Annotated in this window: 15 protein-coding genes; 8 read left to right on the plus strand and 7 right to left on the minus strand. The window is 66.7% G+C overall.

Annotated elements, in window-relative coordinates:
• Nucleotides 1-187: 187 nt before the first annotated feature.
• From P5704_012875 to P5704_012885, 3 genes are read left to right on the plus strand one after another with little or no spacing between them, the layout of a single operon-like run.
• A complete protein-coding gene (locus tag P5704_012875) occupies nt 188-2,398 on the plus strand; it encodes a TonB-dependent receptor (protein WOF76967.1) in 2,211 nt (736 codons plus the stop codon).
• Complete coding sequence (locus tag P5704_012880; protein ID WOF76968.1) at nt 2,398-3,525, plus strand: PepSY-associated TM helix domain-containing protein; 1,128 nt, start codon at nt 2,398-2,400, stop codon at nt 3,523-3,525. The genes P5704_012875 and P5704_012880 overlap by 1 nt, the downstream gene beginning before the upstream one ends.
• On the plus strand, nt 3,522-3,743 hold the full coding sequence (locus P5704_012885) for a hypothetical protein (protein ID WOF76969.1): 222 nt from the start codon (nt 3,522-3,524) through the stop codon (nt 3,741-3,743). Before P5704_012880 ends, P5704_012885 begins: the two co-directional genes overlap by 4 nt.
• Here the strand turns inward: P5704_012885 and P5704_012890 are convergent.
• The gene (locus tag P5704_012890; GenBank protein ID WOF76970.1) at nt 3,706-6,492 is read right to left on the minus strand and encodes a response regulator; all 2,787 of its coding nucleotides are present in this window, start codon (nt 6,490-6,492) and stop codon (nt 3,706-3,708) included. The two genes, P5704_012885 and P5704_012890, sit on opposite strands and share 38 nt — an antisense overlap.
• Complete coding sequence (locus P5704_012895; protein WOF76971.1) at nt 6,489-7,646, minus strand: acyl-CoA dehydrogenase family protein; 1,158 nt, start codon at nt 7,644-7,646, stop codon at nt 6,489-6,491. Before P5704_012895 ends, P5704_012890 begins: the two co-directional genes overlap by 4 nt.
• 121 nt (nt 7,647-7,767) lie before the next feature.
• Between P5704_012895 and P5704_012900 the strand changes: the two genes are divergently transcribed.
• The gene (locus P5704_012900; GenBank protein ID WOF76972.1) at nt 7,768-8,961 is read left to right on the plus strand and encodes a lactonase family protein; all 1,194 of its coding nucleotides are present in this window, start codon (nt 7,768-7,770) and stop codon (nt 8,959-8,961) included.
• 77 nt (nt 8,962-9,038) lie between these two features.
• On the opposite strand, the gene P5704_012905 is transcribed toward P5704_012900, so the two are convergent.
• Nucleotides 9,039-9,251, minus strand: coding sequence for a hypothetical protein (locus P5704_012905; GenBank protein ID WOF76973.1), 213 nt, complete (start codon nt 9,249-9,251; stop codon nt 9,039-9,041).
• 191 nt (nt 9,252-9,442) lie between these two features.
• Here P5704_012905 and P5704_012910 point away from each other — a divergent pair, with 191 nt between their 5' ends.
• Complete coding sequence (locus tag P5704_012910) at nt 9,443-10,864, plus strand: iron-containing redox enzyme family protein (GenBank protein ID WOF76974.1); 1,422 nt, start codon at nt 9,443-9,445, stop codon at nt 10,862-10,864.
• 23 nt (nt 10,865-10,887) lie between these two features.
• Nucleotides 10,888-11,835 carry a class I SAM-dependent methyltransferase gene (locus tag P5704_012915; GenBank protein WOF76975.1) on the plus strand — a complete coding sequence of 316 codons (948 nt, stop codon included), beginning with the start codon at nt 10,888-10,890 and terminating at the stop codon, nt 11,833-11,835.
• Nucleotides 11,836-11,964: 129 nt separating this feature from the next.
• Here the strand turns inward: P5704_012915 and P5704_012920 are convergent, their stop codons facing one another.
• The 4 genes from P5704_012920 to P5704_012935 all read right to left on the minus strand — a co-directional run bounded on the left by P5704_012920 (nt 11,965) and on the right by P5704_012935 (nt 15,952).
• Nucleotides 11,965-12,897 (minus strand): AEC family transporter, encoded by a 933-nt coding sequence (locus tag P5704_012920; protein WOF76976.1) that lies wholly within the window; start codon nt 12,895-12,897, stop codon nt 11,965-11,967.
• Nucleotides 12,898-13,025: 128 nt separating this feature from the next.
• A complete protein-coding gene (locus P5704_012925) occupies nt 13,026-13,544 on the minus strand; it encodes a transcriptional regulator (GenBank protein WOF76977.1) in 519 nt (172 codons plus the stop codon).
• A gap of 66 nt (nt 13,545-13,610) precedes the next feature.
• On the minus strand, nt 13,611-14,783 hold the full coding sequence (locus P5704_012930; protein WOF76978.1) for a zinc-dependent alcohol dehydrogenase: 1,173 nt from the start codon (nt 14,781-14,783) through the stop codon (nt 13,611-13,613).
• A gap of 308 nt (nt 14,784-15,091) precedes the next feature.
• On the minus strand, nt 15,092-15,952 hold the full coding sequence (locus tag P5704_012935; GenBank protein WOF76979.1) for an SDR family oxidoreductase: 861 nt from the start codon (nt 15,950-15,952) through the stop codon (nt 15,092-15,094).
• A 132-nt stretch (nt 15,953-16,084) separates the two neighbouring features.
• On the opposite strand from P5704_012935, the gene P5704_012940 reads away from it, so the two are divergent.
• Together P5704_012940 and recG are read left to right on the plus strand one after the other, a co-directional pair.
• Nucleotides 16,085-17,005, plus strand: coding sequence for a hydrogen peroxide-inducible genes activator (locus P5704_012940; protein WOF76980.1), 921 nt, complete (start codon nt 16,085-16,087; stop codon nt 17,003-17,005).
• Between the two features lie 4 nt (nt 17,006-17,009).
• Nucleotides 17,010-19,082 carry an ATP-dependent DNA helicase RecG gene (gene recG, locus P5704_012945; protein ID WOF76981.1) on the plus strand — a complete coding sequence of 691 codons (2,073 nt, stop codon included), beginning with the start codon at nt 17,010-17,012 and terminating at the stop codon, nt 19,080-19,082.
• Nucleotides 19,083-19,098 lie beyond the last annotated feature (16 nt).

Raw genomic sequence — 19,098 nt, forward strand, 5'->3', positions numbered from 1 at the left:
ACGCGACCCGCATGCCAGAGGCCCTGCGCCGACGTCACGCCAGCATGCCGCGGAACCATCGGACGGAATACGGTTGCGAATTATTAGCATTGAAATATGATAGTGGCTCTCAGATGGCACAGGCTCTCAACTGCCCATCGCGCCATCATCCGCCACCCTCACAGTTCAACGTCCGGTCAGGTCCGCCATGCCCACTCTTCGCTTCCCGCGTAAAACCGCACTGCTGCCCGTTTGCCTTGCCGCCAGTTTCGCTGGCTCACCGCTCATGGCCCAGGAACCACTCGAAGAGCAGGCTCAGGGCACTGCCACCGAGCCGGTCGAACTGCAATCGGTGGAGATCACTGCCAGCGCCGACGCCTCGGCCGGCGGTCTGACCGAGCCCTACGTCGGCGAACAGGTCGCCCGTGGTGGCCGGGTCGGCATCCTCGGCAACCGCGACTACATGGAAACGCCGTTCACCTCCACCAACTACACCTCGCAACTGATCCAGGACCAGCAGGCGCGCAGTGTCGCCGACGTGCTGCAGAACGATCCTTCGGTGCGCATCGCCCGCGGCTTCGGCAACTTCCAGGAACTGTATGTGGTGCGCGGCTTTCCACTGTATTCCGACGATATTGCCTACAACGGCCTCTATGGCCTGCTGCCGCGCCAATACGTGGCCGCCGAGTTCATCGAGCGGGTCGAGGTATTCCGCGGCGCCAGCGCCTTCCTCAACGGTGCGGCGCCGGGCGGCACAGGTATCGGCGGCGCGATCAATATCCTGCCCAAGCGCGCGCCAAATGAACCGCTCACGCGTCTGACCCTGGGTGCAGAAAACGGCGGCCACGGTATAGTCGCCACCGATATCGCCCGCCGCTTCGGCGAGGACAACCGCTTCGGCGTGCGCCTGAACGCCGCCAAGCGCGCCGGCGAAACCACCGTCGAGGATGAAGACCGCACGCTGGATATGTTCGCCCTGGGCCTGGACTATCAGGGCGACAACTTTCGTCTGTCCGCCGATATCGGCCATCAGTACCACTTCATCGACAGCCCGCGCCCGAACGTAACGCCCAGCGGCGGCATCCCCAGCGCGCCGGATGCGGACGACAATTTCGCCCAGCCCTGGACCTACTCCAAGGAGAAGCAGACCTTCGGTACGTTCCGGGCCGAGTACGACTTTTCTGATGCCGTTACCGGCTGGCTGGCCGCCGGCGTACGCGACGGCGAGGAAAAGAACCTTCTGGCCAACCCGACGTCCACGGCCACCGGCGTGACCTCGGCTTACCGCTTCGACAACTACCGCGAGGAAAGCATCGCCACCAGCGAGGCTGGCCTGCGAGCGAAGATGCAGACGGGCGCGGTCTCCCACGAATGGGTGCTGTCGGGATCGATGTACAGCTCCAAGGATCGCAATGCCTGGCAAGCGTCCGATTTCGGAGGATTTGCTGGCGATCTCTACGATCCCTATGACATTTCCGAGCCGGCCATCACCTCTTCCAGTGGCTCGATGTCCGATCCGAAGATCACCGCCCGCATCCATACCCAGAGCCTGGCCATCGCCGACACGCTCGGTTTCCTGGACGACCGCCTGTTGGTCACCCTCGGCGCACGTCGCCAGGGCATCGAGACGAAGACCTACGACTACAACGATGGCAACCGTGCCTCCTCCTACAACCGCTACGAAACGACGCCGGTGGCCGGTATCGTCTATAAGCTGACGGATGAAACCTCGATCTATGCCAACTACATCGAAGGCCTGACCGCTGGCGACATTGCGCCCGCCACCAGCGGTGGTGTGCCCGTCACCAATGCCGGCGAAGCACTGGATCCCTACGTATCCAAGCAGACCGAAGTCGGCCTCAAGTACGACGGCGGCAGCCTAGGTGCAAGCGTGGCAGTCTTTAATACCGAACGCCCATTCAGCGTCCTCGAAAACAGCGTGCTTCGCGAAGGCGGCGAGCAACGCAACCGCGGTATCGAGCTATCGGTGTTCGGCGAACCCGTCTTCGGCGTGCGCGTGCTGGGCGGCGTGACGTTGATCGACGCCGAGCAGAAGAAGACCCTGAACGGCGCCAACGACGGCAACGACGCGATCGGCGTACCGAAGGTCCAGGCCAACCTCGGCGGCGAATGGGACGTGCCCGGCGTGCAGGGGCTGACGCTGACCAGCCTGGTGGTGCATACCGGCAAGCAGTACGCCAGCGCCGACAACGACCTCAGGCTGCCGTCCTGGACCCGCCTGGATCTGGGCGCACGCTATCGCATGACCATCGAGGACCGCGACGTCACGCTGCGCGCTCGCTTGGACAACGCCACCGGCCGCGACTACTGGGCTTCCGCTGGCGGCTTCCCAGGCTCCAACTACCTCGTCCTCGGCGCCCCACGCACGCTCTCGGTCAGCGCTACGGTCGACTTCTGATGCAGGCAGTCACCCTGCGGCGGTGGGGCTGGGTCCACAAGTGGTCCAGCCTCGTCTCTACGCTGTTCATCCTGATGCTGTGCCTGACCGGCTTGCCGCTGATCTTCTCGCACGAGATCGATCACCTCACCGGCAACGAGATCGAAGCGCCGGCGATGCCCGAGGGCACGCCGCGCGCTGCGGTCGACCGTGTCGCCGCCGAAGCGGTGAAGGCCTATCCCGGTCTGGTGCCGCTGTACTTCTTCGCCGAGGAAGACGCGCCGGACGTCTGGTACGTCAAGCTCGATACCCGCGTCGACACCGACGAGAGCGAGTCGACCCTGATCCTTTCCGACGCCCGCAGCGCCGAGGTACTCGGCGCGCCGAACTTCGACGAAGGCTTCATGAGCGTGATGTACCGCCTGCACGTGGACCTCTACGCGGGGCTCGCGGGCAAGCTGTTTCTCGGCTTCATGGGCCTGCTGCTGATGGTGGCGATCGTCTCCGGCGTGGTGCTCTACGCGCCCTTCATGCGCAAGCTGCGCTTCGGCGAGGTGCGCCAGGAACGCACCGCGCGCACCCGCTGGCTGGACCTGCACAACCTGCTGGGCATCGTCACGCTGGTGTGGGCCTTGGCGGTGGGTTTTACCGGGGTGATCAATACCTGGGCGGACCTGATCTTCCAGGCCTGGCAGGCCGAACAGGTCGCCGCGCTGCAAGCCGGTGAGACCCGCGTGCTGCTCGCGGCGGACGCCAGCGATGCGCCCGCTGCCGACGGCTCGCTGCAGACCGCCGTCGACCGTGTGCTGGCCGCGGCACCCGACATGGCCGTGTCGATGATCGCCTACCCCGGCACACTGCGCGCCACGCCGGAGCATGTCGCGGTGATCCTGCGCGGCGATACCCCGCTGACCTCGCGTCTGACCCAGGCGCTGCTGGTCGACCCGGCCAATGGCGAGGTGCTCGAAGCCGGCGCCCGGCCCTGGTATGTCACTGCGCTGCAGCTCTCCGAACCGCTGCATTTCGGCGATTACGGCGGCCTGCCGCTGAAGGTCCTCTGGGCGCTGCTGGATATTCTCACCATTGTCGTGCTCGGCAGCGGCCTGTACCTGTGGCTCAAGCGCGGCGCGACGGAGGTACGCTCATGATGCGCATCTGGTTGTGGCCGGTGCTGATCGGCGTGCTGTCCACCCTCGGGCTGATCGCCGGTCTGGTGTCCGAAGGCGCGGGCGACTGGCTGAGCTGGCTGGCCCTGGCGGCACCCGTCGCCATCGGCCTGCATGGCTTGTCACGTAGCGGCGCCCGCCCATCGACGCGCGGCGACGACCTCAGCCCTGCAGGATCTCGGCGAGCTGGTCGAAGCTGAACGGCTTGGGCAGCGAGCGCGCCGGCAGGTTGCTTTCGATACGCCCTTCGCCGGAGACAAAAATCAGCCGCAACCATGGCTGGGTTCGCAAGGCCTCGGCGGCGAAGTCGGGGCCTGATCGGCCTGGCAGATTGACGTCCAGCAGCAGGTGATCGAAGCGCTGCTCATGCAGCCCCTGCGCGGCCGCTTCCGCATTCGGGTAGCCGCAGGCGCGATAGCCCAGCTCCTCGACCATCTCGCAGGCCACTGCGAGCAGCTGCGGCTGGTCTTCCACCACCATCACCCACTGCTGATCGGCGGGTTCGTCGTCGCTGTGCTGCCTGCTCAGCAACTGGCGCACCTTGCGCGCCAGGTCCTCCTGCCGATAGGGCTTGCTCAGCAACTCCACGCCTGGATCGAGGCGCCCGCCATGCACGATGGCGTTGCGTGTGTAGCCGGAGGTGAACAGCACGGTGATATCCGGCAGCAGCAGGCGTGCCTGGCGCGCCAGTTCGGTGCTGCTGAGCGGCCCCGGCATGACCACATCGGTGAACAGCAGGTCGATGGGCAGGCCGCTCTGCAGGATGCTCAGGGCGCTCTGCGCATCGTTGGCGCGCAGCACCGAATAGCCGAGACCGGTGAGCAGCTCGATCACCGTGGCCTGCACGGGCAGATCGTCTTCGACCACCAGGATGGTTTCGCTGCCGCCCACCACCGGCCCGACGGTGGATGGCTGCGCCTGCACCTCTGGCTGCTCGGTGCTCGGCAGATAGAGCTTTACCGTGGTTCCCGCGCCCAGCTCGCTGTACAGCCGGATGTGCCCGCCGCTCTGCTTGGCGAAGCCGTAGGCCATGCTCAGCCCCAGCCCGGTACCGTGACCTTCCGGCTTGGTGGTGAAGAACGGTTCGAAGGCCTGCTCGATGACTTCAGTGGGCATGCCGACGCCGGTATCGGAAACCGCCAGCAGCACGTATTGCCCGGGCGCGACGTCAGTCTGGGTGCCGGTGTAGTGCTCGTCGAGCATGGCATTACCCAGCTCCAGGGTCAGCTTGCCGCCCTCGGGCATGGCATCACGGGCATTGATCGTCAGGTTCAGCACCACCTGTTCGAGCTGATTCGGGTCGACCATCGTCGTCCATAACCCGTCCGCCACCACGGTTTCGATCTCGATACGCTCGCCCAGCGCCTGGCGCAGCAGCTCGTCGAGGTCATGCAACAGCCGACCCAGGTTGGTCGGCTGCGGGCGCAGCGGCTGCCGACGGGCGAACGCCAGCAGTTGCCGCGCCAGCTTGGCGCCGCGCTCGACGGCGGAACTGGCGGCATCGACCCGCTTCGCCGCGCCACGGTTGGCCTCCACCAGCGGCTGCAGCAACTGCAGATTGCCGGCGATCACCTGCAGCACGTTGTTGAAGTCGTGCGCCACGCCGCCGGTGAGCTTGCCGATGGCCTCAAGCTTCTGTGACTGATACAGCGCCTGCCGGCTGAGTTCCAGCTCGCGGGTGCGCTCCTCGACCAACTCCTGCAGCTGCTCGCTGGAACGTTGCAGCGCCTGTTGCGCAAGCACCTGGGCGGTGACGTCATGCCCCTGGCAAAAGATTCCGCTGACCTGCTCGTCCTCGCTGAAAACCGGCTGGAAGATGAAATTCACATAGTGCCGCTCGGCCTTGCCGCCGGCCTGCGGGCGTACGCGTACGGCGATGTCGCGGCCGATATAGGGCCGCCCGGTGACATAGACCTGCTGCAGCAAATCGGAAAGCGCGCGGCTTTCCAGCTGCGGAAACGCCTTGAGCGCCGGACGCCCGAGCAGTTCGCGGGCACCGACCAACTGGTGGAAGGCACGATTGGCGATCTTCAGCTCGTGCTGCGGCCCCTCGGTGATGGCGATGAAGCCCGGCGCCTGGTCGAACAGCCGTTGCAGGTGGGCGCGCTCCTCGCTGAGCTGCCGCCCATGCAGCTCGTTGGCGCGACGCTCGGCGACCAGGGCCGAGACATCGCGCAAGGTCAGTGCCGCGCCCACCACTGCGCCGTCCGCCGAACACACGGCGGCGACGACGATCTCCAGCGTCCGGCCGCCAGCCGCATCGTCGTGCTGCAGGGTCAGCGTCGTGTCGCAATCCTGCACCTGTGCCAGGGCCTGGCCCAGCTCGTCGCTCCAGAACGGCAACCGGCGCGCCTCACGGCGCAGTACCTCGCCGCGGCCCAGACCGAACAGCTCGGCGGCACCGGCGCTCCAGTAGAGCACCGCCCCGGCGCGGTCGAGACCGACGATGGCGTCACGTGCCGCGTCGATGAAATGGTGCAGATAGAGCTCCGCCGTGGGTGACGAGCGCTTGCTCAACTGGACGCCATCGACCATCGCGTTGGCCTGTGCCAGCGTGGTGCGCAGGCGCGCCCGCCGGCGAACGCTGGCCAGGGCCTGATCGAGCTGCACCAGCGCGCTGGCGCCGAGGGTGACGATGGACCAGTAAGGCCCGAGCAACGGCGCCGGACCCAGCTCACGGTGCAGCGAGTCGACCCCCGCTTCGTCGCTGAGAAACAGCAGCTGCGTGGCCTTCCAGCGACTGCGCAGTTGCCGGGCCTGCGCCACCGGGCGTGGCAGACCGGGCGCCAGCAGCACCAGCACCGGCTCGTACTCATCGGGCAGCAACGCGCCCGGATCAAGGCTGCGCACCTGCAGGCCATGGGCCATTGCCCAGCTGTCGATCTGCTCGCGCAACGCTGCATCGCCTGCCTCCAGCAGCGCGATCTGGTCGAGCAGCAAGTCGCTCATAGCAGCGGCAGCCCCAGCAGGCTGCGACCGGTCCAGAGCTTGAGCAGGCCGGTGGTGGGGGTCATCACGTGCGCGGCCCGCGCGTCACGCAGCAGACGGGCGACACGACTGTTCTCGCGATAGGCCGCGCCGCCGCAGAGGGTCATCGCCTCGTTGGCCAGACGCACTGCGGTTTCCGCCGCATCGGCCTTGCACGCCAGGATGAACGACAACGCTTCGGGGTGGGCGCCATCGCCCCGGCGTGCGGCTTCGCGCACCAGCGCGCGGGTCTTGACCAGCTCGGTCCAGAGTTCGCCATAGCGGATCTGCAGGCTTTCCACATCCCGCAGCGACTCGCCGGAATGGCTGTAATGCCGCGAGCGCAGATGCAGGCTCGCCTCGTCCAGCGCCGCCTGGGCAACGCCCAGATAGGTTCCGGCCATGGCCATGAGGAAGAACGGCGCGACTACTTCGAATACGTACCAGACCTGATCGCCCGGCTCGCCGAGCAGATTGCTCGCCGGCACCCGCACGCGATCGAGCTGCAACGGCCGCGAGGAATTGCCGCGCATGCCGAAGCCGGCCCAGGGCTCGAGCCAGCGCATGCCGGCGCTGTCCTGATCGACGATCAGGCAACTGAAATCACCCGCCTCGGCACCCGCCGCGACGGTGGATACGACGTAGGAGTCGGCATAGCCACCATTGGTGACGAACTGCTTGGTGCCTTCGACCACGAAGTCTGCGCCGTCGGCATCCAGGCGGGTCTCCGGCAGGTAGAAATGCACGCCGGTGCCCTGCTCGGAGAGCGCCAGCGTGGTGATGTGCCGTCCCGCGGCGATCTCCCGCAAGTAGTGTTCACGCTGATGCTCGGTGGCCTTGGCCGCGATCACCGCGGTCGCCACGCAATGCATGCCGTAGCACAGCGCCGACGACGGGCAGGCGCGGGCGATGGTTTCGGTAATCACGCACAAACCCAGCAGGCCCTGCCCCAAGCCGCCCAGTTCGCTCGGCACCTGCAGGCCGAGCAGCCCGGCGTCGGCGAGCGCACGCAATGAGTGAGCGGGCCAGCGACAGTCGGCGTCGACCTCGGCGGCCTGCGGCGCAATGACGGTTTCAGCCAGATCGGCGGCGGCGCTTTGCAATTCGACAAGCTGAACGGGTAGCAAATGGTCCATGAATCATCCTGAATTCGCGGGTGGCTGGCGTTCCGCCCAGGTGCATATCAGACCCTGGCAGTCGGGTATTGTTCGAACTACCTGTTCGGGAGCATTGGGCGCCGCCGGCGGTCATAGTGGCATGACTTCAATGACCAAGCGCAAACGCCCTGCACTGCTTCGCCTCGCTCTCGCTCTATTGGTCGGCGCGACGCTGTCTGCCGGCGCGCGAGCCGAGACCGACGACATGCAGATCCTTATCGGTAGCTACACGCACGACAGCGACAGCCCGGGCGTTCTGCGCCTGCACTTCGATCCGGTGAACGGTCGGATCGACCCGCAACCGCTGCAAACGCTCGCCAGCCACAACCCCTCCTGGCTGGTGCTGGACGAGCAGCGCGGGCGCCTCTATGCCGCCAACGAGAACAGCCCGACCCACACCGACCCGGTCGGTCGTGTCAGCGCCTGGCAGCTCGACAGCAGCGGCGACCATCAACCCATCGGGCAGAACATCAGCCTGGGCGACGAACCGACCCATGCCAGCCTCAGCCATGACGGGCGCTACCTGTTCATCAGCAATTACGGTTCGCGGCCGAACCCCGGCGGCAGCCTGGCGGTGATGCCGCTGGCCGAGGATGGCCATCCGTTGCCGGTCACGCAGATGCTTGCGCATCAGGCGAGCGGCGTGCACCCGCAACGCCAGCAGTCAGCCCATGTGCATTCCGCCGTGCCGAGCCCCGACGGCAGGCTTCTGCTGGTCAGCGACCTGGGCGCCGATCGGGTCTTCGTCTACCGCTATGACCCGCGCAACGCCGAACGCCCCCTGCACCCCGACGAGCCCGCCAGCATCGAGCTGCCAGCGGGCAGCGGCCCGCGCCATCTGGTCTTCCATCCCAATGGCAAGCACGCCTACCTCGCTCTCGAGCTGAGCGCCCAGGTGGCGAGCTTCGATTACACGAACGGCACCTTGGCTCGCCGGCAGCTGCTGGACCTGAAGGATGCCGCTAGCGAGGTGCGTCATTCACCGGGTGCGATCCACACCTCGGCCGATGGCCGTTTCCTCTACGTCAGCGATCGTGGCGACTACAACCACATCATCGTCTTCGCCATCGAACGCGATGGCGGCCTGCGGGAAATCCAGCGCCGCCCCAGCGAAGGCCGCGAACCACGAGAATTCGCCATCTCCCCCGACGGGCGTTTCCTGCTGATCGCCAATCAGCTGAGTGACAACCTGACGGTGATCCAGCGCGATCCAGACAGCGGAAAGCTCGGCGAGACGCTGCAGACCCTGCCGGTCGAGCGCCCGTCGGATATCAAGTTTCTCGCCAAACCCTGACGATGCCGAGCGACGGTTGCCGCCAGTCGGCCAGCCGGAGCGCATGTGCCGGCTGACCCTGGCCTTGGCGCTCACAATCATGAAGAGCGCTTCGACTCGCGCAACGCCTCCTCCTCGCTCACCTCCTCGGCCAGACCCGGCGGCACATTGTAGGCGCCGCCCGGTACGTCGGCTTCGTCGCCACCGGCGACCTCGCCTTGCGTGGACGTGGTTTCCGGATTCTGCTCGTGGGCATCGCCGCTCTGGTCGATGGACTCGATGCTCTCGCGACCCTGGTCGTTCTCACTCATCAGCTGCTCCTCGCTTGCCTGTGGCCATGCCCGGCCCGTCCGGGAGGCTCTATCGATTGGGAGGAGACGTGACCGCGGAAGTTGCAGCACAGCGGTGCTTTTCTGGACCAATGGCCGCTCGGCGGTACAGCTGAACTAAACCCCAGGCCCGGCAGCCAAAACTGGACTAGAACTGCCATAGAACAAGACTCATGCAACTGACTTCTCGCAGCCTGCCGATCACTTCTGCCCTCCAGCCGGCGCAGGACCAGCCCTCACGTGCGCTGTACTTCGCCCTTGCCCGCGAGGTCGACGCGCAATCACGCGACAGCGCTGCGGACTACCTGCGTGCGCAGCTCGAGGCTGCGGCCGCACTGCCGTCCGACTTGCCGGAGGACCCGGCCAGGCTGGAACACTGGGTCATGCAGCGCACCGAAGCGGTCGGCCGTCAGTACCAGGCATACCTGGAACAGCGTCGCGCAGGCGGCCCGCGCAGCTACTTCCCGAGCAAGGCCCATGCGCTGCATTTCCTGCGCGGGGTAGCGCCGACCAAGCTGGTCGACGGCGCCTGGCTCTATGGCCTGCTGCAGCGCTGGGACGATGCGCGCTTTACCGCGCTGATCCGGACCTATCTGGAAGAGCTCGGCGAAGGTCTGCCGGAGAAGAATCACGTGGTGCTCTACCGCAAGCTGCTGGCCAGCCAGGGCTGCGACGACTGGCAGGAGCTGGATGACGAGCACTTCGTCCAGGGCGCCATCCAGCTGGCGCTGGCCGAGCACGCCGAGCAGTTCCTGCCGGAAATCATCGGCTTCAACCTCGGTTACGAGCAGCTGCCGCTGCACCTGCTGATCACGGCCTACGAGCTGACCGAGCTGGGCATCGACCCCTACTACTTCACCCTCCATGTCACCGTCGACAACGCCGACAACGGCCACGCGAAGAAGGCCGTGCAAAGCCTGCTGGATGCCTGGCCGCAGGTGGGCGACAGCGCCGAGTTCTATCGCCGGGTGCGCAATGGCTACCGGCTCAACGATCTGGGCGCCAGCACCGTCTCGGTGATCGGCGACTTCGACCTCGACCGCGAGGTGCAACGCATCTTCGAGAAGAAGGCCGCCGTCGGCCAGTTCGTCCACTCCGACTACTGCCGCTTCGAAGGCCGCACGGTCAACCAGTGGCTCGGCGAGGACGTCGAACAGTTCCTCGCCGTGCTGGACAAGCGCGGCTGGATCAAGCGCGGCCACGACCCGCAGGAAAGCCGCTTCTGGCAGCTTATCGTCGGCGAACAAGCGCCCATGTTCGGGGTATTCAGCGCCTACGAGCAGCAGATGATCCATGACTGGATCGCCGCCGACTGGCAAGCCGAGGGCAAGCGCAGCCCGCGCGGTGCGCTGCTGCAACGCCAGGCGGCGTTCAACGCACGACGCGCCGCGCCGGCACCGGCGGTGCCGCAACCCGCCGAGCACGCCAGCGGCAACGATTTCGATGAGGAGTTGCAGCTGCTGGAGCAGCAAGTCGCCCGTCTGCCCGACCGCGCCGCACGCATGCGCCTGCTGCTGCCACTGCTCGCCCCGCAGCGCCACCATAGCGCCGCCGGCCTGCTGGCCACGCGGCTGTTCAACGGACTGTTCAACTGACGAGATCGATCAAGGAAAGCACCATGACCATGGACACTGCGCAGGACCGCGCATTGCTGCACCTGGGCCAGGCCCTGCGCGATCGCGGCTATCACTTCATCACGCCCACCCCGCTGACCCACGAACGGGTCAACCAGCGCCCAGAGAATGCCCTGGCCGACGACCTGCATGGAGTGTTCGGTTGGAGCCGACCTTTCCAGCACGAGCTGCTGCCGGGCGCGTTGTTCAGCCTGATGGATCAGGCGCAGGTGCTGGAAGCCTGTGGCTCGCGCTGGCGCTCGAAGGTGCGCCTGTCGAGCCTGGACGGCCAGCTGTTCCTGCACTCGGCATTTCCCACCACGGCCAGCGACGCGGTGTTCTTCGGCCCGGACACCTACCGTTTCGCCAATGCCATCCGCTGCCATCTGAACCAGCACACCGGGATGATCCGCCGTGCGGTGGACATCGGCTGCGGCTCCGGCGCCGGGGCGATTCTCACTGCGCTGGCGCGGCCCCAGGCCGAGGTACTGGCGGTGGACATCAACCCCGAGGCGCTGCGCCTGACGCGCATCAACGCGGCACTGGCCGGTGCCGACAATCTGCGCACCCGGCACAGCGACCTGCTGAGCGCAGTGGACGGCGAGTTCGACCTGATCCTGGCCAACCCGCCCTATCTGATCGACGCCGATCAGCGCGCCTATCGCCATGGCGGCGGACCGTTGGGCGCCGGGCTGTCGCTGGCGATCCTCGATGCGGCGCTGCAGCGCCTGGCTCCGGGCGGTACCCTGCTGCTGTATACCGGCGTGGCCATGCTGGACAACCAGGACCCCTTTCTTGCCGAAGTGCGCCGGCGCCTGGACGGCGGCGCCTTCGGCTGGACCTATCGCGAGGTGGACCCGGACGTGTTCGGCGAGGAGCTGCTTGGCGGGGCCTACAGCCAGTGCGATCGCATCGCTGCCGTGGTGCTGGAAGTCACACGGGCGATGGGCTGACAGTCGGGGGAGGGTTGGCGCGTGGAAAACGCTTCGCGGTTTTCCACGGGGTGGCCATCCACCCTACGGCAGATCTGGCGTAGGGTGGATAACGCCGCAGGCTTATCCACGCGCAAGTGAGCGCGCATATCAGACCGGCAACAACACCAGAATCAGCGACAGGGTGATCAGCGAGCCCAGCGTCGATAGCAGCACCACCCGCGACACCCGCGAGCCCTCGCGCCCATAGAACTCGGCAAGCATATATGGCCCGGTGCCAGTCGGCAGCGCGGCGAGCAGCAGCGCCGAATAGGCCCACAACGTCGGCAGCTCGAATACCTGAAAAGCCAGGTACCAGGTGATCAGCGGCTGCACCAGCAGCTTGAGCCCCACCAGCGGCCAGACGCCCTGCACCCGCCCTCCCGGCTGCGGCTGGGCGAGAAACAGGCCCAGCGAGACCAGCGCACAGGGCGCCGCCGCCGCCCCCAGCAGGTCGAGCAGGGTGGCCAGCGGCACCGGCAGCGCTGCACCACTGGCCGCCCAGAGCGCGCCGAGCAGCGGCGCGATCACCAGGGGGTTGCGCACCAGCGCCCAGCTCACCTTGCCCAACGTGCGCAAAAGACCCTGGCCGACGTGCAGCCCGGTCTCGACGCAGGCCAGTGCGATGGCGAACAGCACGCAGACGACGATGATCGAAGCGACCATCGCCGGCTGCAGCGCCTCGTCGCCGAGTACCAGCATGCACAGCGGAATCCCGACATAGCCGGTGTTCGCGTAGGACGCACCCAACGCGTCCAGACTGGCATCGACCAGCGGCTGCTTCTGCAACATGCGATAGCCGAGGGTGACGGCGAATACACCAAGGCAACCGATGGCGAACGCGGCGATGAAGCCCGGCTGCCAGAGCTGCTCCCAGGTCGAAGTGGCGACGACGCTGAAGAGCAGCGCCGGCAAGCCCAGCCAGACCACGAAACGGTTGAGTTCGGAGGCGCCGGTCGGCCCCATCCGCCCGCTACGGCGGCACAGGTAACCGAGCAGGATCAGCGCAAAGACGGGCAGAACGACATTGACGACCGAAGACATGGACTCTCATCTGCAAGGTGGCGGCGCAGCGCAGGGCTGCGAGCGAAACGGCCGGCCACCATAGCAAATGCGCTGGATCATCGCGCTCAGAGTCGACCAGCCAGACCTGGCCGACCCCGAGTTTCAGCTCAGTGAAGCGATGGCGAATAGCCGTTGGGCTCGGCCCGTGCGGCAGCGTACTCGGCCTCGACGCTGCCACGCATCTGCGCAGTGCCGCCGGGAAATCCGCTGCGGTCGCTATAGTCCCACTCGACGACCGGCACCTGCTCGGCATCCAGGCCCTTGGCGCAGCTCAGGTCCAGTGCGGTGATACCGGCCACCGCGCCGGCGGCGATGGCCGCATTGGCCGGCTCGTTGCCATGCTCGATGCTCCAGCCGAGGCCGGCCAGGTCCAGCGCATCACCGCCGATACGGCCGTAGATCCAGGGTTTCGGATCATCCGCCAGGAGGATGCCGACACCAGTGGCGATCTCGCGCAGCCCGCAGGCACGGACCAATCCTTCGCTGCCGGACATGCCGATAAAGCGCGCGACCTGGCGCGGCGCGACCAACTGGACGACGCCCAGACCGATGCTGAACCAGCCCAGCCCCCGCGCCAGCGAGCGCGCGGAATGATTGGGCCGGGTGATTTGACGTGGAATGCTCATAAGAACTCCTCGCTCGATATCGTGGCTCGGCCGATCCCTACCGTAGGGATCGGCGATCTGCAGGCTTCAGGGTTTCAGAACGACCTTGATGCAGCCGTCGTGCTTGTCGCGGAAGGTCTTGTACATCTCCGGACCCTGCTCGAGGCTGACGCTGTGGGTGATGACGAAACTCGGGTCGATCTGCCCTTCCTGGATGCGCTTGAGCAGGTCATCGGTCCAGCGGTTGACGTGGGTCTGGCCCATGCGGAAGGTCAGGCCCTTGTTCATCGCCGCGCCGAACGGGATCTTGTCGATCAGCCCGCCGTAGACGCCGGGAATCGAGATGATCCCGGCCGGGCGGCAGACGTAGATCATTTCACGCAGCACGTGCGGGCGATCGCTCTCGAGCATCAGTGCCTGCTTGGCGCGGTCGTACATCGAGTCGATCGAACGCGTGACGTGCGCTTCCATCCCAACCGAGTCGATGCACTTCTCCGGGCCCTTGCCGCGAGTCAGCTCCTTGAGCCGTTCGAGCACGCTTTCCTCGTCGAAGTTGATGGTGATGGCACCACCGGCGCGGGCCATGGACAGCCGCTCGGGCACGTTGTCGATACAGATGACCTGCTCGGCCCCCATCATCACCGCGCTGCGGATGGCGAACTGACCGACCGGGCCGGCGCCCCACACCGCCACTGTGTCGGTGGGCTGGATATCGCACTGCGCGGCGGCCTGCCAACCGGTGGGCAGGATGTCGCCAAGGAACAGCACCTGCTCGTCGGTCAGGCCGTCGGGGATCACCACCGGGCCGACGTCGGCATAGGGCACGCGCACGTACTCGGCCTGGCCGCCGGCATAGCCGCCGGTAAGGTGGGTATAGCCGTAGAGCCCGGCGGTGGTGTGGCCGAAGACCTTGTCGGCGATGTCCTTGTTGCGGTTGGTGCGCTCGCACACCGAGAAATTGCCGCGCCGGCACTGGTCGCACTCGCCGCAGACGATGGTGAAGGGCACCACCACGCGGTCGCCGACCTTGAGCTTCTTGTTCGCCGAGCCGACCTCCATCACCTCGCCCATGAACTCGTGGCCCATGATGTCGCCGTGCTGCATGCCGGGCATGAAGCCGTCGTACAGGTGCAGGTCGGAGCCGCAGATGGCGCACGAGGACACCTTGATGATGGCGTCGCGCGGGTCTTCGATGGAGGGATCGGGGACGTGGTTGTCGCAGCGGATGTCGTGCTTGCCGTGCCAGCGGAGGGCTCTCATGGACAATCTCCTGTCGGGTTTCGGAAACGCCGTCGCGGTGATTCTCCTTTGCTGCCTCGCTCTTGCTCCTCTTTCGGTGCGGCGTGCTGTCAGGGATTTAGTAAGCGGCGCCGCACGAGAGTTGCCCGGTTACCGACGGGCTGCATGCTGGTGGCCTGTGCGGTGAGTGGGTTGAGGCAAGTTCGGCTGGACATGGCTCCGAGACAAGGCGCGGCGACGAGCCATAGCGGGGCTATGGCGAGGAGCAGCAACACAGTATCGGGGCTATGGGCGCCGCAATTGACCAACTGAACTGACCAAACAGGCCACTAATGCCGATTGCGATCCAGCGAAGCGTAACCGTCGCGATAGCTGGGGAACCTGGGTTTCCAACCCAGCGCGCGGGCGCGGGCATTGCTGCAGCGCTTGCTGCCGGCGCGGCGGGTCATGCTCTGCTCGGCCCAGCGGGTGACACCCAGGCGTTCGCGCAGCCAGTCGACCACCTCGTGCAGCGGCGCCGGGTCATCGTCGACGCCGAGATAGCAATCCTGCAGTGCAGCACCACTGGCATCGCTCTGCAGCAGGAACGCCAGCAGCCCGGCGGCGTCGTCACGATGGATGCGGTTGCTGTACTGCGGCGGATCGCGCTCGACGCGCAAACCGGCGCGCACCTGGTTCTGCAGCCAGGGACGCTTCGGGTCGTACAGCCCGCCCAGGCGCACGCGCGTCACCGGCAGGCCGCTGTCGAGCGCCAGCTGCTCGGCCTCGAGCATCACCCGGCCGGTGAAGCCGCCGGGCTCGGTGGCCGAATCCTCGTCGATCCACTCGCCGTCACGCTGGGCATACACACCGGTGCTGGAAACGAACAACAGCCGCCGAGGCCGCTGGCCGTGCTGCTGCAACCAGCCGAGCACGTTGCGCAGGCCTTCGACGTAGGCCTGGCGATAGCCGGCTTCGTCGTGCTCGCTGGCAGATGCGGCATAGACCAGATAATCCAGCCCGCCGTTGGGCCAGCAGCGCGGACAGGTCGGTTCGTAAAGGTCGCCGCTGACCGGCAGGATCGGTACCGCCAGCTGCGCAGCGTTGCGCCGCAGGCCATACACCGTCCAGCCGTCCCGACTCAGTTGCAGGCCGAGACGACTGCCAAGGTCGCCGCAGCCTGCGATCAATACGCTCAGGCGCTTGCCCATCTTCTGCTCCCTCAGTGATACCCGAACGCGGGCCTTATGCACTGGAGTGTACCGGCTTTCGCATGCTTGCCACTGGTTGGTTATGGGCAGCGCAAAAGGCTATGCTTGCTGGCACTCTGATGGATGCTAACTATGACTCTGACCGAACTGCGCTACATCGTCACCCTTGCCCAGGAACAGCACTTCGGCCGTGCCGCTGAACGCTGCCACGTCAGTCAGCCGACCCTTTCGGTCGGTGTGAAGAAGCTCGAGGACGAGCTAGGTGTGCTGATCTTCGAGCGGACCAAGAGCGCGGTGCGCCTGACGCCGGTCGGCGAAGGCATCGTCACCCAGGCGCAGAAGGTACTGGAGCAGGCGCAGAGCATTCGCGAGCTGGCCCAGGTCGGCAAGAATCAGCTGGCCGCACCGCTCAAGGTCGGCGCCATCTACACCGTCGGCCCCTACATGTTCCCGCATCTGATTCCGCAGCTGCATCGCGTGGCGCCGGACATGCCGCTGTACATCGAGGAAAACTTCACCCACATCCTGCGCGACAAGCTGCGCACCGGCGAACTGGACGCGATCATCATCGCGCTGCCATTCCAGGAAGCCGACGTGCTGACCAAGCCGCTCTACGACGAGCCCTTCTACGTGCTGATGCCGGCCGACCATCCGTGGACCGCCAAGGAAACCATCGACGCCGAGATGCTCAACGACAAGAGCCTGCTGCTGCTGGGTGAAGGTCACTGCTTCCGCGATCAGGTGCTCGAAGCCTGCCCGACCAGCCGCAAGGGCGAGGCACCGAGCCACACCACGGTCGAATCCAGCTCGCTGGAGACCATTCGCCACATGGTCGCCTCCGGGCTGGGCGTGTCGATCCTGCCGCTGTCGGCGGTAGAGAGCCACCACTACTCCCCCGGCGTGCTGGAGACCCGCCCGCTGACCCCGCCGGTGCCGTTTCGCACCGTGGCGATCGCCTGGCGCGCCAGCTTCCCGCGGCCCAAGGCCATCGAGATCCTCGCCGACTCGATCCGCCTGTGTTCGGTAGGCAAGCCGCCATCGGCGAAAGCCTGAGACCATGAGCGAACTGGCGACCGTTCCGGTCACCGCACTCAAGGGCGTCGGTGCCGCGCTGGCCGAGAAGCTCGCCAGGGTCGGCCTGGAAACCCTGCAGGATGTGCTCTTTCACCTGCCGCTGCGCTACCAGGACCGCACCCGCGTGGTGCCCATCGGCGCGCTGCGCCCGGGGCAGGACGCGGTGATCGAAGGCGTGGTGTCCGGCGCCGATATCGTCATGGGCCGCCGCCGCAGCCTGCTGGTACGCCTGCAGGACGGCAGCGGCACGCTGAGCCTGCGCTTCTACCACTTCAGCCAGGCGCAGAAGGAAGCGATGAAGCGTGGCACCCAGCTGCGCTGCTACGGCGAAGCGCGTCCCGGGGCCTCTGGTCTGGAGATCTACCACCCGGAATACCGCGCACTGACCGGCGAGCCGGCACCGGTAGAGCAGACCCTGACGCCGATCTACCCGACCACCGAAGGCCTGACCCAGCAGCGTCTGCGCAACCTCAGCGAGCAGGCGCTGGCACGGCTCGGCCCGCACAGCCTGCCGGACTGGCTGCCCGCCGAACTGGCCCGTGATTATCGGCTCGGCCCGCTGGATCAGGCGTTGCGCTACCTGCACCGGCCACCGGCCGACGCCAATCTGGAAGAACTCGCCGAAGGCCGCCACTGGGCCCAGCACCGCCTGGCCTTCGAGGAACTGCTGACCCATCAGCTGTCGCTGCAGCGTCTGCGCGAGCGGGTTCGCGCCCAGCAGGCACCGGCGCTGCCACCGGCGAAAACCTTGCCGCAGCGCTTTCTCGCCAACCTCGGCTTCGCCCCCACCGGCGCGCAGCAGCGGGTCGGCGCCGAGATCGCCTACGACCTGGCACAGGACGAGCCCATGCTGCGCCTGGTGCAGGGTGACGTCGGCGCCGGCAAGACGGTGGTCGCCGCCCTCGCCGCGTTGCAGGCGCTGGAAGCCGGCTATCAGGTGGCGCTGATGGCGCCGACGGAAATTCTCGCCGAGCAGCACTTTCTCAACTTCAGCAAGTGGCTCGAGCCGCTCGGCATCGAGGTCGCCTGGCTCGCCGGCAAGCTCAAGGGCAAGGCCCGCGCCAGCGCGCTGGAACGCATCGCCGGCGGCTGCCCGATGGTGGTCGGCACCCACGCACTGTTTCAGGACGAGGTGGTGTTCAAGCGCCTGGCGCTGGTGATCATCGACGAGCAGCACCGCTTCGGCGTGCAGCAGCGCCTGGCCCTGCGCCAGAAGGGCATCGACGGCCGACTCTGCCCGCACCAGCTGATCATGACCGCCACGCCGATCCCACGCACCCTGGCGATGAGCGCCTACGCCGATCTCGACACCTCGATCCTCGACGAACTGCCGCCGGGCCGCACCCCGGTCAACACCCTGGTGATCGCCGACAGCCGCCGCCTGGAAGTAATCGAGCGGGTGCGCGTCGCCTGCAACGAAGGGCGCCAGGCGTACTGGGTGTGTACGCTGATCGAGGAATCCGAAGAGCTCACCTGCCAGGCTGCGGAAACCACCTTCGAGGACCTCTGCGCGGCGCTGCTCGGGCTGCGCGTGGGGCTGATCCACGGGCGCATGAAGCCGGCCGAGAAGGCCGCGGTGATGGAGCAGTTCAAGCGCGGCGAGCTGCAGCTGCTGGTCGCCACCACGGTGATCGAGGTGGGCGTCGACGTGCCCAACGCCAGCCTGATGATCATCGAGAACCCGGAACGCCTCGGCCTGGCGCAGCTGCACCAGCTGCGCGGACGGGTCGGCCGCGGCAGCGCGGCCAGCCACTGCGTGCTGCTCTACCATCCGCCGCTGTCGCAATTGGGCCGCGAGCGTCTGGCGATCATGCGCGAGACCTGCGACGGCTTCCTGATCGCCGAAAAGGACCTGGAGCTGCGCGGTCCCGGCGAGATGCTGGGCACCCGTCAGACCGGCCTCTTGCAGTTCAAGGTCGCCGACCTGATGCGCGATGCCGAGCTGCTGCCGGCGGTGCGCGATGCCGCGCAGGAACTGCTGGCGCGCTGGCCGCAGCATGTCAGCCCGCTGCTCGAGCGCTGGCTGCGTCACGGCCAGGAATACGGCCAGGTATGACAACCATCCGTCGCCG

Source organism: Pseudomonas sp. FeN3W (assembly GCA_030263805.2).
Taxonomy (GTDB): domain Bacteria; phylum Pseudomonadota; class Gammaproteobacteria; order Pseudomonadales; family Pseudomonadaceae; genus Stutzerimonas; species Stutzerimonas stutzeri_G.

Excerpts from the sequence above, each read along its gene's own strand:
- P5704_012875 (WOF76967.1), top strand. The coding sequence starts at position 188 with ATGCCCACTCTTCGCTTCCCGCGTAAAACCGCACTGCTGCCCGTTTGC.
- P5704_012880 (WOF76968.1), top strand. The coding sequence starts at position 2,398 with ATGCAGGCAGTCACCCTGCGGCGGTGGGGCTGGGTCCACAAGTGGTCC.
- P5704_012885 (WOF76969.1), top strand. The coding sequence starts at position 3,522 with ATGATGCGCATCTGGTTGTGGCCGGTGCTGATCGGCGTGCTGTCCACC.
- P5704_012890 (WOF76970.1), bottom strand. The coding sequence starts at position 6,492 with ATGAGCGACTTGCTGCTCGACCAGATCGCGCTGCTGGAGGCAGGCGAT.
- P5704_012895 (WOF76971.1), bottom strand. The coding sequence starts at position 7,646 with ATGGACCATTTGCTACCCGTTCAGCTTGTCGAATTGCAAAGCGCCGCC.
- P5704_012900 (WOF76972.1), top strand. The coding sequence starts at position 7,768 with ATGACTTCAATGACCAAGCGCAAACGCCCTGCACTGCTTCGCCTCGCT.
- P5704_012905 (WOF76973.1), bottom strand. The coding sequence starts at position 9,251 with ATGAGTGAGAACGACCAGGGTCGCGAGAGCATCGAGTCCATCGACCAG.
- P5704_012910 (WOF76974.1), top strand. The coding sequence starts at position 9,443 with ATGCAACTGACTTCTCGCAGCCTGCCGATCACTTCTGCCCTCCAGCCG.
- P5704_012915 (WOF76975.1), top strand. The coding sequence starts at position 10,888 with ATGACCATGGACACTGCGCAGGACCGCGCATTGCTGCACCTGGGCCAG.
- P5704_012920 (WOF76976.1), bottom strand. The coding sequence starts at position 12,897 with ATGTCTTCGGTCGTCAATGTCGTTCTGCCCGTCTTTGCGCTGATCCTG.
- P5704_012925 (WOF76977.1), bottom strand. The coding sequence starts at position 13,544 with ATGAGCATTCCACGTCAAATCACCCGGCCCAATCATTCCGCGCGCTCG.
- P5704_012930 (WOF76978.1), bottom strand. The coding sequence starts at position 14,783 with ATGAGAGCCCTCCGCTGGCACGGCAAGCACGACATCCGCTGCGACAAC.
- P5704_012935 (WOF76979.1), bottom strand. The coding sequence starts at position 15,952 with ATGGGCAAGCGCCTGAGCGTATTGATCGCAGGCTGCGGCGACCTTGGC.
- P5704_012940 (WOF76980.1), top strand. The coding sequence starts at position 16,085 with ATGACTCTGACCGAACTGCGCTACATCGTCACCCTTGCCCAGGAACAG.
- recG (WOF76981.1), top strand. The coding sequence starts at position 17,010 with ATGAGCGAACTGGCGACCGTTCCGGTCACCGCACTCAAGGGCGTCGGT.